At 57.7% G+C, this 12,485-nt stretch carries 10 protein-coding genes; 7 read left to right on the top strand and 3 right to left on the bottom strand.

Annotated elements, in window-relative coordinates; genetic code table 11:
• From SIB38_RS20300 to SIB38_RS20310, 3 genes are all read left to right on the top strand, one after another.
• Complete coding sequence (locus SIB38_RS20300; RefSeq protein WP_294118552.1) at positions 1–2,199, top strand: PAS-domain containing protein; 2,199 nt, start codon at positions 1–3, stop codon at positions 2,197–2,199.
• Positions 2,200–2,338: 139 nt separating this feature from the next.
• Positions 2,339–2,908 (top strand): DUF4202 domain-containing protein, encoded by a 570-nt coding sequence (locus SIB38_RS20305; RefSeq protein WP_412550936.1) that lies wholly within the window; start codon positions 2,339–2,341, stop codon positions 2,906–2,908.
• Positions 2,905–3,606, top strand: coding sequence for a CbiX/SirB N-terminal domain-containing protein (locus tag SIB38_RS20310; protein WP_412550937.1), 702 nt, complete (start codon positions 2,905–2,907; stop codon positions 3,604–3,606). Before SIB38_RS20305 ends, SIB38_RS20310 begins: the two co-directional genes overlap by 4 nt.
• Here SIB38_RS20310 and SIB38_RS20315 read toward each other — a convergent pair.
• Positions 3,603–4,601, bottom strand: a complete 999-nt coding sequence (locus SIB38_RS20315) for a LacI family DNA-binding transcriptional regulator (protein WP_294118547.1) — start codon at positions 4,599–4,601, stop codon at positions 3,603–3,605. The two genes, SIB38_RS20310 and SIB38_RS20315, sit on opposite strands and share 4 nt — an antisense overlap.
• A gap of 155 nt (positions 4,602–4,756) precedes the next feature.
• Between SIB38_RS20315 and gap the strand changes: the two genes are divergently transcribed.
• From gap to eda, 4 genes are read left to right on the top strand one after another with little or no spacing between them, the layout of a single operon-like run.
• A complete protein-coding gene (gap, locus tag SIB38_RS20320) occupies positions 4,757–5,764 on the top strand; it encodes a type I glyceraldehyde-3-phosphate dehydrogenase (RefSeq protein ID WP_412550938.1) in 1,008 nt (335 codons plus the stop codon).
• 6 nt (positions 5,765–5,770) lie between these two features.
• Entirely contained in the window at positions 5,771–7,234 is a 1,464-nt protein-coding gene (gene zwf / locus SIB38_RS20325) for a glucose-6-phosphate dehydrogenase (RefSeq protein WP_294118543.1), read from the top strand.
• Between the two features lie 31 nt (positions 7,235–7,265).
• A complete protein-coding gene (edd, locus tag SIB38_RS20330; protein ID WP_294118542.1) occupies positions 7,266–9,074 on the top strand; it encodes a phosphogluconate dehydratase in 1,809 nt (602 codons plus the stop codon).
• Between the two features lie 5 nt (positions 9,075–9,079).
• Positions 9,080–9,727: a bifunctional 4-hydroxy-2-oxoglutarate aldolase/2-dehydro-3-deoxy-phosphogluconate aldolase gene (eda, locus tag SIB38_RS20335; protein ID WP_412550939.1), complete on the top strand. Its 648-nt coding sequence runs from the start codon at positions 9,080–9,082 to the stop codon at positions 9,725–9,727.
• Position 9,728: 1 nt separating this feature from the next.
• Here the strand turns inward: eda and SIB38_RS20340 are convergent, their stop codons facing one another.
• Together SIB38_RS20340 and nqrF are read right to left on the bottom strand one after the other, a co-directional pair.
• A complete protein-coding gene (locus tag SIB38_RS20340) occupies positions 9,729–11,117 on the bottom strand; it encodes an MATE family efflux transporter (protein ID WP_412550940.1) in 1,389 nt (462 codons plus the stop codon).
• 137 nt (positions 11,118–11,254) lie between these two features.
• Positions 11,255–12,478, bottom strand: a complete 1,224-nt coding sequence (gene nqrF / locus SIB38_RS20345; RefSeq protein WP_294118537.1) for an NADH:ubiquinone reductase (Na(+)-transporting) subunit F — start codon at positions 12,476–12,478, stop codon at positions 11,255–11,257.
• Between the last annotated feature and the right edge of the window lie 7 nt (positions 12,479–12,485).

A 12,485-nucleotide genomic window follows, 5' to 3' on the forward strand; every position in this document is an offset into this window, starting at 1 on the left:
ATGACAGACGTCACATTGATCGACCCAAAGGACTCTCTGGTACGGCAAAACCAGAAGCTCCTGAAAATCGTCGACACCTTGATGCGCCGAGCCGAGGCCAGCCCCGACACCACCGGCGTGGCTTATGCCCAATTCGAACGTGCCGTGATGCTCGAAGAAGAGGTGGCCGCCCGCACCCGCGAGCTGGAGCACGCGCTCGATCTGCTCAACACCTCCAACGCCTCCCTTGCCCAAGCCAACGCCGAAGCCGAAGCCGCCCGCGCCAATCTCGCCAACGCGATCGAGACCGTGCAGGAAGGCTTTGCTCTGTTTGATGCCGACGAAAAGCTGGTGCTCTGCAACACCCGCTTTGGCAAACACATGCGCGACATCCACCCCCTGTTCAAACCCGGCCTGCCGTTTGCCAATTATGTCGACATCGTCTCGCAAAGCGCCTTCCTAGAGCTACCGGACGGGATGACGGCCAACCAATGGGCCGACCAACGCCTGCTGCGTCACCGCGAGCAGCATGTGGTCTTCAACGCCCGCCTGGCTGGCGACACATGGATCCAAGTATCCGAGCACCGCACCCGCGATGGCGGCACCGTCGTGCTGCAAACCGATGTCACCGACATGATGCTGATCGAGCGGCAAGAGCGTGAGCGCCTGCTCGACGATCAATCCCGGCTCATCAAGGCCACCCTGGAGCACCTCGATCAAGGTGTTGGTATCTTTGACCGGGAGGCCAGGCTCGTCGGCTGGAACCGTCGCATGGGAGAACTGCTCTCCATCCCCTTGCGCCGCTTCCATCTCGGTCTGCCGTTTGACACCATCTTTGATCAACTCTCCCGCAAGCTCGCCTTCCTGCATGCGGCGGATGCGGAGGCGCTGGCCAATTGGGCCGCCCATGAGGGCCGCCGCGCCCCCTTGTCCTTTGAAGTCGAACTGGGCGCAGACCGCATCCTCGCCGTGTTTGCCCAACATATGCCCGACGGCGGCTTTGTGATTTCCTTCACCGACATCACGACCGAGCGCCGCGCCCTGCGCACCATCTCTCAGGTCAACGAAACCCTGGAGCGCCACGTGCAGGAACGTACTCTGGAACTCCAGGATGCCTTGGCCGAAGCCGAACGCGCCAACGCCTCCAAATCCCGCTTTGTGGCTGCGGCCAGCCACGACCTGCTGCAACCGCTGTCCGCCGCCAAGCTTTATATGGCCTCTCTGGAAACCGATCTTGAAGCCCCGGATCAGCGCGAGCGCCTATCCAAGGCCTCCTCCGCCTTGCAAAGCGTCGAACATATCCTTGGCGCGCTGCTCGACATTTCACGGCTCGACAGCGGCCGCGCTGCCGTACACGACACACAGATCCCGCTGGGCGCTCTGCTGGGCCAGCTCCACGACGAGTTTGCGCCCATAGCCCGGGAAAAGGGCCTCCGTTTCGACCTGCGCAGCCATGACGTCACCGTCCACTCCGATGCCACTTACCTCCGCCGGATTTTGCAAAACCTCATCGCCAACGCGCTGCGCTACACCGATGACGGCCGCGTGCTGGTGGCTGCCCGCCGTCGCGGTGAAACTATGGTGGTGGAAATCTGGGATACGGGTCCGGGCATCCCAGTGGAGCAACAAGCCAAAGTCTTTGACGAGTTCCATCGCGTGAATGCCGCCGCCAGCCCCGCCGAAGGCCTTGGGCTTGGTCTTGCTATTGTAGAGCGCGCCTGCCGTCTCCTGGCCCACCCTATGCAAATGCAGTCCGAGCCCGGACGAGGCACGCGCTTTTGCATCACCCTGCCGTTGCACACAGACCAAACTGCCCCCACTGACAGTCCCCTTCCCCAACCACAGCCAACCGCGCCGCTCGCCCATCGCATCGTGCTTTTGGTCGAAAACGACACCGAGCTACGCAACGCCATTTCCATGACCTTGGAAAACTGGGGCGCGGATGTGCTCGCCTGCGGCAGCGACATCGAGGCCCTCGACCTGCTGCGTGAAATCGACATCGCACCGGACATGGTGTTGGCGGATTACCAACTCGACAACGGCGCCACCGGTACCGATCTGATCGCCCAGCTGCGCAAAACCTACGGCCCCCTGCCCGCCTGTGTCATCAGCGCCAACCGCGACCCTGACTTGAAACTGCAATGTCAGGCGCTCAAGGCGCCTCTTTTGCACAAACCGCTGAATCTGGACCAGCTGCGCACCTTTCTTACCGGCACATAACCATTGCAGAACACCCTCAAAAACGCACCTCCGCGAAACAGTCGCGATACAGACGCAATACCGACGTGAATTTTTGGCCCTTTTCGTGACCCGCCACAGGACCTAAAACCAACCTATCAAAGCAGCCCGGAGCCAGCCCATGACCCGCCTTCAAACCGCCTTGGAAGCCATCGACACCGCCAACGCCAAAGACCCGAAGCTTGATGACGGACAGCCCGAAGCGCTGCTCTATGGCCAACGTATGACCGAAGAGTGCAACCGGCTTTTTCCCAATGCTTCCGAGGCGTTACAAATCGCATCGCGAGGTCAACACATCGAACGCTGGGTGCTCAAACGCGCAGACTATCCAGAAGGTCGCGCCGGTTATTTGAAGTGGCGTCGCGACCTTGGCGTGCACCACGCCAACCGCGTGGGCGAGATCATGGCCGAGGCCGGATATGACGAAGAAGACGTAACTGCGGCGGGCGCAATGCTGCGCAAGGAGGGCATCAAGCGCAACGATCAGGTCCAAGCGCTTGAAGACATTATCTGTTTTGTATTAATCAAATGGTACTTTGCGCCTTTTGCCGCCAAACACAGCCCTGAAAAAGTCCTCGATATTGTGGTCAAAACCGCCCGCAAAATGTCCGAAGACGCCCGCGCCCGCGCTTTGGCTGAATTTGACCTGCCAGAAGATCTCGCCGCCGCATTCCAAGCGCCCGCTGCATGACTAAGGAATCCCGCGAAGCCTTGATTGTCGCGCACGGGCAACCCTCAGCCCCCGTGCCGCCAGAGCTCTGGCTGCAAGGCTTTGCCAAAGCCGTCAACAACCACCTGCCCACTTGGACGATCCGCGCGGCAACCCTCGCCATGCCGGGCGCAGTTGAGCGGCAAGTAGCTGAAATGCAATCAGGTTCTCCAGTGTTTCCTATGTTCATGGCGGACGGCTTCTTTGTCTCCCGCATGTTGCCCAAGCGCTTAGGCGACGCGGATTTGCCGATCCTTCCGCCGCTGGGGTTTGACGTATTTTTGCCAGACCTGGTCGTAGACCGCGTGAAGCAAACGCTCGCGGACCTTGACTGGAGCGAGGCGCAAAGTCACCTACTGCTTGCCGCACACGGCTCCGCAAAAGGACCCAAAGCCGCCGAATCGGCCCGCGCTTTCCAAAACGCACTTTCAAAGCGGTTTGACACACTACAGATTTCGGTTGGATTTGTGGAAGAGGCACCTTTTATCGCAGATGCCGGAAAGGCCCTGCCGCCTCAAAGCCTGTGCTTGCCTTTCTTCGCTTTGGAAGGCGATCACTGCCGGCAAGACATTCCGGAAGCTCTTGAAGAAGCGGGTTTTTCCGGTCCTACCCTGCCGCCCTTAGGCACCTGGCGCGAAACCGCGAAACTGGTCGCTGACGCTCTACCACACGGCCGTTAAAGTGACTGCCCTGTGGTAACCACCGGCTCCAGTTTCATCACCTGCGACGGGCTGTCAGGAGCTTGCGATGCCAGGATGATTTCGGCTGCTTTCTGACCAATTTCAAATCGATGCGCGTCTGTTGTCGCCAAAGGCTTTGGCAAACCTTTGAGCAAATTCAAATTGTTAAAGCCCGCAATCGCCAAATCTTCTGGAACTGAAAGCCCTTTGGAAAGACAATACATATAGGCCCCGATCGAGAGCACATCACTGGAAAAATAGATGCACTCAAGCTCCGGCGAGCGCTGCGTTAACATCTCCGTCAATTTGTTGCCGGTCTCTATCGAAGACACGCCAGAATAGAGCTCCTGATCAAACAGAGACAGACCCGCTTCCTTCAGCTCCAGTTCGAACCCCTGAAGCCGCTTCTCCGCTCGAAAATCCTGCGGCATTTTGGTGCCGATGAAACCGATTTTGCCGTAGCCTGCCTTCAGGATTGTGCGCGCCATTTTCCGGCCCGCCTCTAGGTGCGAAATGCCCACACAGTGTTTGATCGGCTCGCCGTCCACATCCATGACTTCCACAACAGGACAGTCGGCATTGGCCAACATCTTGCGCGCTGCGTCATTGTGCTCGAGCCCGGCAATGACAACCCCGGTGGGGCGCCAGCTCAGCATCTCGCGTATAACCTCTTCTTCTTCCTGCAAATCATAGCCGGTGACGCCAATCACCGGTTTTAGTGCCGTCGCCTTGAGCGTAGAGCTGATCCCGGACAGCACCTCAGGAAAAACCGAGGAATTCAGGCTCGGGACGACCACACCAACAAGATTCACTTTCTTTGAGGCCAGCGCCCCGGCGATACGATTCGGCACATACCCGACGTCGCGAGCGATCTGCTCAACCCTCTGGCGCGTGGTTTCAGACACGTCCTGTGCGCCCCGCATAGCGCGCGAGGCCGTCATTTCACTCACACCCGCCAGTTTGGCGATGTCCTTGAGAAGTAGCTTTTTTCCCATGGCCGGATCGTCGGACACAACCAAGGCCAAAGCAACCCCGAAAGCGCTTTTGCGGGAAGTTAATTACTGCCCTTGATTCTTGTTGCATTTCACCGTATCGATAGCGCTAACGGTGGCGCTACCGAAAGCGCTGATTTGCATGTTTGGAGAATGACATGAGCATCAAAATTGCCATCAACGGGTTTGGCCGCATTGGCCGCGGCGTCCTGCGCGCTCTCATCGAAAGCAACGCCAAAGACATTCAAGTCGTTGCAATCAATGACCTTTCCCCTAATGATCACTTGGTACATCTGCTCAAATACGACAGCGTTCACGGCCGCCTGAACGCCGACGTCAGCCTTGAAGGCGACGTGATGAAAGTTGCCGACCAAGAGATCCGTCTAACCGCCATTCGCGACCCGCAGGACCTGCCTTGGTCTGATGTTGACGTAGCCTATGAATGCACCGGCATTTTCACCGCCAAAGACAAAGCGGAGCTGCTGCTGAAGTCTGGAGCCAAGCGCGTATTGGTTTCTGCACCTGGCGCAAATGCTGACAAGACCATTGTTTTTGGGGTCAACGACGACACGCTGACTGCGGATGACATCATCGTGTCCAACGCCTCCTGCACCACCAACTGTCTGGCGCCTGTGGCCAAAGTCTTGGATGACACGTTTGGCATCAAAACCGGCTACATGACCACGATCCATGCCTACACCGGCGATCAGCCAACCCATGATACCAACCACAAAGATCTCTACCGCGCCCGCGCCGCTGCCCTGTCGATGATCCCGACGTCCACTGGCGCAGCTCGCGCAATCTCTCTAGTTCTTCCGCATCTTAAGGGCAAGTTGGAAGGGTCCGCGATCCGCGTACCAACAGCCAATGTGTCCATGGTGGATTTGGTGATCAACACCAACAAACCAGCCACTATTGACGCCATCAACGATGCGCTGAAAGCTGCCGCGGAAGGCCCGCTCAAAGGTGTGCTTGGCTATGAGGAAGCGCCTCTGGTATCTGCAGACTTCAACCACGACCCGCACTCTTCCGTGTTTGCACCGGCGCAAACCAGCGTGACGGAAGATGGTCTTGTACGTGTGGTAAGCTGGTATGACAACGAGTGGGGCTTCTCCAATCGTATGCTCGACACCGGCCGCCGCATGGGCGCTCTTCTGAAAGGCTAAACTGTTATGGTTGCACGCGTAATTCCGGTCGAACCTTTTGACCTCGTGATCTTTGGCGCAACGGGCGATCTGGCCCGACGCAAAATTCTCCCGGGGCTGTTTCACCGGTTTCGCGCGGGCCAAATGCCAGCTGAAGCCAAAATCATCGGTTCGGCGCGCTCTGACATGGACAGCGCAGAATTCCGCGACCTTATCAAGGCAGCGCTCATCGAATTTATCGACGAGGCCATGCGCCCTGACGATCTCGTCACAGATTTTCTCGATCACTTGAGCTACGTCCATATCGACGCCATGGGCGAAACCGGTTGGAGCGAACTCAAGAAAGCACTGCGTCCAGAGACCACGCGCACGTTCTACCTGTCTGTGTCTCCGTCTCTTTTTGGCGCCATTGCCGAGCGGCTGAGCCTCAACGGCATCGCCACGGACGACAGCCGGATTGTGGTCGAAAAGCCTTTTGGACACGATCTTGAAAGTGCAAAGGCTCTGAACAAAGACTTGCTGAAGCATTTTGACGAACAGCAAATCTATCGCATCGACCACTATCTCGGCAAAGAAACGGTGCAGAACCTTATGGCGCTGCGCTTTGCCAACTCACTTTTTGAACCGCTGTGGAATTCCACTCACATTGACCACGTCCAGATCACAGTTGCCGAAAGCATTGGTGTGGCTGGCCGTGGCGGGTACTATGATCAATCCGGCGCGATGCGCGACATGGTGCAAAACCACCTGATGCAGCTTTTGTGTCTGATTGCCATGGAGCCACCAAGCAAGTTTACGCCAAATTCGGTGCGAGACGAAAAAGTCAAAGTGATTGAGGCCCTTGAACCCGTCGCAACGGGTGACATTGTACGCGGCCAATATCGCGCCGGCCGGGACAATCAGAGCTATTTTGACGACGTAGGAAACACCGACAGCCGAACAGAAAGCTATATCGCCATGAAGCTATCCGTTGGCAACTGGCGGTGGGCTGGGACGCCGTTTTATTTGCGCACCGGCAAGCAACTGCGCGATCGGGCGTCCGAAATCGCTGTGGTATTCAAAGATCCGCCGCACAACATTTTTCCCAACAAGATGGAAGGCCGTAAAGGCAATGCCCTGATCATTCGCTTGCAACCGGATGAAGGCATAACCCTGCGCACCACCATCAAAGAGCCCGGTCCCGGAGGCATGCGCCTCACAGAGGTGGCAATGGACATGTCATTTGCCGACGCACTTGGCGAAAACTTGATGTCTCAGGACGCCTATGAGCGCCTGATCATGGATGTGATCCGCGGCGACCAGACGCTCTTTATGCGCGGCGATGAAGTCGAAGCCGCTTGGGCTTGGGCAGACCCTCTTATCGCCGCGTGGGAAGAGGCCAACCAACGCCCCGTCCCCTACGATCCGGGCAGTTCCGGCCCCGAAGAAGCGCTCATGCTCATGCACCAAGGTGGACGCCGCTGGCGGCCCATCGGCGACCAAGCATTCTAAAAATACGCCCCAAATAGGAAGGATGGTTCCCATGCCACTCCACCCAACCGTAGAAAAAGTCACCGCGCGTATCATCGCGCGCTCCAAGCCACATCGCGATGGCTATTTGCAACGGATGGCAGATGCCGCAAGCCAAGGCCCTGCACGAGCGCATTTAAGCTGTTCAGGCCAAGCACACGCCTATGCGGGCGCAGGTCAGGACCAAGACGCGCTGGCAACCAAAAGCGCCGGTAACCTCGGCATCGTGACCGCCTACAACGACATGCTGTCAGCACACCAACCGTTTGAACGCTACCCCGCCCTGCTGCGCGACGCGGCCCGCGCCGCAGGTGGTACGGCACAGGTTGCCGGCGGCGTTCCGGCAATGTGTGATGGCGTGACCCAAGGCGAAGCAGGCATGGAATTGTCACTGTTTTCTCGTGATGTGATTGCCCTGGCCGCTGGCGTCGCCCTCAGCCACAACACCTTTGATGCCTCCGTCTATCTCGGTGTATGCGACAAGATTGTGCCAGGGCTGGTGATCGCGGCGCAAAGCTTTGGTCACTTACCAGCGGTTTTCCTTCCGGCAGGGCCAATGGCCACCGGTATCTCCAATGATGAAAAAGCCCAGGTGCGCCAGCGATTTGCCGCAGGGGAAGCGGATCGCGCCGAGCTTATGGCTTCAGAAATGGCCGCTTATCACGGCCCAGGCACCTGCACCTTCTATGGCACAGCCAACACCAATCAGATGCTCATGGAGTTCATGGGCCTGCACCTGCCCGGTTCCAGCTTTGTGTCGCCCAACACAGACCTGCGTGACGCGCTGACCGAAGAAGGCGCCCGCCGCGCGCTTTCACTTTCAGCGCTTGGCAATAACTACACACCGACCTGCGATATTCTCGATGAGAAAGCCTTTGTGAACGGCATTGTCGGGCTCAATGCGACTGGCGGCTCGACCAACCTGCTGATCCACCTGATCGCCATGGCGCGCGCAGGCGGCATTGTCCTGACTTGGGAAGACTTCGCCGAACTGTCTGATGTAACACCGCTTCTGGCCCGCGTGTATCCCAACGGTCTAGCGGATGTGAACCACTTCCACGCCGCTGGCGGTCTTGGCTATATGATTGGCGAATTACTGTCCGCCGATCTGTTGCACCCGGATACCAAAACTGTCGCGGGAGACGGTCTGGACAACTACACACAAGAACCCAAATTAATTGACGGCGCGCTCATCTGGCAGCCTGGAACAACAACCTCTCTCAACGACAAGATTGTCCGCCCCGCAACAGATCCGTTTCAAGAGACCGGCGGGCTCGCAAGACTAACGGGAAATATTGGCACTTCCGTTATGAAAATCTCTGCAGTCGCACCAAAACATCGGTTTGTTGAAGCCCCTGCACGTGTGTTCCACGACCAAGACGAAGTCAAAGCTGCCTTCCAAGCGGGCGAGCTGACCGAAGACGTGGTTATTGTGGTGCGCTTCCAGGGACCAAAGGCCACCGGCATGCCTGAACTCCACAGCCTGACGCCCTTGATGTCCATCATGCAAGGCAAAGGCCTTCAAGTTGCGTTTGTTACAGATGGGCGCATGTCTGGTGCTTCCGGCAAAATTCCGGCAGCAATCCATGTCTCGCCTGAGGCATTGGATGGCGGCCCCATCGCCAAACTGCGCGACGGAGACATGGTGCGCGTCGACGCAGAAGCGGGCACACTCGAAGTTCTGGTCGAGGATTTTGACCGCCGCGAACTGGCCGCTGCGGACCTGAGTTCGTATCAACACGGCACGGGTCGCGACCTCTTTGCCGCCTTCCGCAATGCGGTTGGCCCCGCCACCACCGGCGCCTCCATTTTTGAAGGGTAATTTCAATGTCCATCACTCCACAAACCGCGAGCGAGAAAGCCCGCGAGATCTGTAACGCGGCTCCAATTGTACCGGTGCTTGTCGTTGAGGACGTGGCGCACGCCAAGCCGCTGGCCGAAGCCTTGGTGGCCGGTGGCCTGCCTGCCCTCGAAGTCACCCTGCGCACCCCTGCCGCGCTGGATGTGATCCGCGCCATGGCGGAAGTCTCTGGCGGCCTGGTTGGCGCTGGAACGCTGCTGACACCGGCCGATGTGAAAGCCGCAAGGGAAGCAGGCGCAACCTTCGGCGTCTCGCCCGGCGCCACAGACACGTTGCTGGAAGCGTGCGAGGCGGAAGGCCTCCCACTTTTGCCGGGAGCGGCGTCCGCCTCTGAAGCCATGGCACTGTTGGAGCGCGGCTACAACATGTTGAAGTTCTTCCCGGCAGAGGCTGCCGGAGGCGCCAAGTTCCTTGGCTCACTGGCAAGCCCATTGCCGCAAATCAGCTTCTGCCCCACTGGCGGCGTAAATCCGCAAAACGCGACTGACTATCTGTCACTTCCCAATGTGGTTTGCGCCGGTGGCAGCTGGGTTGCTCCGGCCAAACTGGTCAAGGAAGGCGCCTGGGACCAAGTTGAAGCGCTGGCCAGCGAGGCGGCCAAACTCCCGCGCTAACCTACCAATTGCGACGCCCGCTGATGTGATGCAGCGTGCTTTCCTCTGCAAACGGATCAACCGGTTCAGGACGACTGAGCCGGTTGATTGTTTTTACGGCCATGAGAATACCCACTGCAGCAAACATCGCGCCGCCGATAGCTTGCCCCATCAACACACCAGACGCCCCCCAATAGAGACCACCCGCAATTACAAATGGATAGGTGCCCAGCGTATGGCGGCCCCAGTTCACGTAAGTGGAATAAATCGGATGCCCGAGATTGTTAAAACAGGCGTTGCAGACAAAAATCACGCCATTGAAGAATTGCAAAAGCGCCAGCGGGCCGCAGAACAGGTAGATCAGGGTCCGCATTTCGCCCTCGGCCTCAAACAGATCGGCAATCAAACCGCGCGCAAGAAACAGGATCAGCGCCGCCAAAAGCGTATAAGCCAACAAGAACTGAAGCCCCGCTTTCAGCGTGCCGCGCACACGGTCAAATTGCGACGCTCCAAAATTCTGCCCCACGATTGGGCCAATTGCCCCTGAAAGCGCAAAAACCACGGCAAAAGCCACCGGCATCAACCGGCCGATAACCGCCATCGCCGCCACTGCATCAGTCCCATAGCGCGCCATTTCGCGGGTCACGAGTGCGGTGCCAACTGGCGACGCCACATTGGTCAGGATCGCCGGGCCTGCAATCGCACTGATCGCTTTGGCGTCACGTTTTAGAATACTGGCCTTCGGCGCGGCAAAACCCTGGTGAATGCGCAGCACACATAAAAGCGCGTAGGTACACATCACCAAGCGAGCAATGACAGAGGCATAGGCCGCGCCGTCCAACCCCAAGCCGAAACCAAAGATCAGCAGTGGGTCCAACGCCGCATTCACGGCCCCGCCAAACACCGTGCCCATCATCGAGCGCCGAGCGTCGCCATAGGCTCTAAGAACGGCCATGCTCACCATCGCCAATGACATCACCGGCATGGTTGGCATCACTATACCAACATACCGTTTCGCAAGAGCCAGAGTGTCACCTTCGGCCCCCAACCAGCTCAGGATCGGGTCCAGGTACAGAAAGACAACTGCCGGTATCACAAGGCCTGTCAAAGCGCCGAGAAGGGCCACGGAGGTGGCATACTCTTTGGCGGTCTTCGTTTGGTCTGCGCCAATGGAACGCGCAACCAATGAACCCGCAGAAATCGACAGGCCGATATTAATAGCATTTGTGAAAAACAGCAGAGTACCGGCGTAGCCCACTGCCGCTGCCAACGCTTTGTTGCCCAACATCGAGATGAAAATCATATCGACAAAGTCGACCGCAAAGATGGCCATCAAGCCAACTGAGGAGGTCAACGACATGACCGCCACATGACGCATCAGCGCCCCTTGCAAAAACACCGCTTTGGCCATTGTGTCCCCTGTTCGCTCTTTGGGTCTGCACAGACGAGCACCCTGCCACCGCCCACCCCGGAGGCCAACCCGCTTTTACACGTAGCCAAAAGAAAACGCCGCTCCGAAGAGCGGCGTTTTAGTGATCTGCTTTGGGTTTACCCGCCAAAGTCATCCAGCATGATGTCTTCGCGATCCACACCCAGATCAAGCAACATGTTGATCACGGATTGGTTCATGATGGGCGGGCCACACATGTAGAATTCACAGTCTTCTGGTGCCGGGTGGTTCTTGAGATATTCCTCAAACAAAACGTTGTGGATGAAGCCAGTGTAGCCTTTCCAGTCGTCCTCCGGCAGCGCATCAGACAGCGCCACATGCCATTCGAAGTTGTCAAACTCCTTTGCCAAACCGTCAAAGTCCTCAACAAAGAACATCTCACGTTTGGAGCGCGCGCCGTACCAGAAGGTGATCTTCCGGTCGCGGTTCTCGAGACGCTTGAGCTGGTCAAAGATGTGCGACCGCATCGGCGCCATACCGGCGCCACCACCGATGAAGACCATCTCCTTGTTGGTATCGCGAGCGAAGAATTCGCCAAATGGACCAGAGATCGTGACTTTGTCGCCAGGCTTCAGGTTGAAGATATAGGACGACATCTGACCGGGCGGGATGCCCTGCGAACCCGGAGGTGGCGAGGCCACACGCACGTTCAGCATGATCAGGCCTTTTTCGTCCGGATAGTTTGCCATCGAATACGCACGTTCAATTGGCTCGCTCACAGTGGACTCATACTGCCACAAATTAAACTTGTCCCAATCCTCGTGGTACTCTTCCTCAATCGCGAAGTCCTTGTAGGAAAGCTTGTGCGCAGGCGCCTCGATTTGGATATAGCCACCAGCGCGGAAGTTCACATCCTCGCCTTCTGGCAGTTCCAAAACCAAGTTCTTGATGAAGGTCGCGACGTTTTCGTTGGAGCGCACGGTACACTCCCACTTTTTTACGCCGAACACTTCTTCGGGTACTTCGATGTTCATGTCCTGCTTCACCGCAACCTGACAAGACAGGCGGTCACCGCAAGACGCTTCGCGCTTGGTGATGTGGCTTTCCTCTGTTGGCAGGATAGACCCGCCACCGGAATGGACGCGCACTTTACACTGTGCACAGGTACCGCCACCACCACAGGCAGACGGCACAAACAGCTTCTGTTCCGCCAAGGTTTGCAACAGCTTACCGCCGGCAGGCACAGAGATGGTCTTTTCACCGTTGATGGTGATTTCAACGTTACCTGTGCTCACCAACTTAGATCGCGCCGCCAGAATAATGGTCACCAGCGCCAGTACGATCAGTGTGAAGAGAACAACACCTAGAGTAAATGTTTCCATTGCGCCT

Origin of the sequence: Shimia sp. MIT910701 (assembly GCF_047126315.1) — a bacterium.
Taxonomy (GTDB): domain Bacteria; phylum Pseudomonadota; class Alphaproteobacteria; order Rhodobacterales; family Rhodobacteraceae; genus Shimia.

What these genes read in the sequence shown, in the direction of transcription:
- gap (WP_412550938.1), top strand. Translation starts at nt 4,757, where the DNA reads ATGAGCATCAAAATTGCCATCAACGGGTTTGGCCGCATTGGCCGCGGC.
- SIB38_RS20310 (WP_412550937.1), top strand. Translation starts at nt 2,905, where the DNA reads ATGACTAAGGAATCCCGCGAAGCCTTGATTGTCGCGCACGGGCAACCC.
- zwf (WP_294118543.1), top strand. Translation starts at nt 5,771, where the DNA reads ATGGTTGCACGCGTAATTCCGGTCGAACCTTTTGACCTCGTGATCTTT.
- SIB38_RS20340 (WP_412550940.1), bottom strand. Translation starts at nt 11,117, where the DNA reads ATGGCCAAAGCGGTGTTTTTGCAAGGGGCGCTGATGCGTCATGTGGCG.
- eda (WP_412550939.1), top strand. Translation starts at nt 9,080, where the DNA reads ATGTCCATCACTCCACAAACCGCGAGCGAGAAAGCCCGCGAGATCTGT.
- nqrF (WP_294118537.1), bottom strand. Translation starts at nt 12,478, where the DNA reads ATGGAAACATTTACTCTAGGTGTTGTTCTCTTCACACTGATCGTACTG.
- SIB38_RS20300 (WP_294118552.1), top strand. Translation starts at nt 1, where the DNA reads ATGACAGACGTCACATTGATCGACCCAAAGGACTCTCTGGTACGGCAA.
- SIB38_RS20315 (WP_294118547.1), bottom strand. Translation starts at nt 4,601, where the DNA reads ATGGGAAAAAAGCTACTTCTCAAGGACATCGCCAAACTGGCGGGTGTG.
- edd (WP_294118542.1), top strand. Translation starts at nt 7,266, where the DNA reads ATGCCACTCCACCCAACCGTAGAAAAAGTCACCGCGCGTATCATCGCG.
- SIB38_RS20305 (WP_412550936.1), top strand. Translation starts at nt 2,339, where the DNA reads ATGACCCGCCTTCAAACCGCCTTGGAAGCCATCGACACCGCCAACGCC.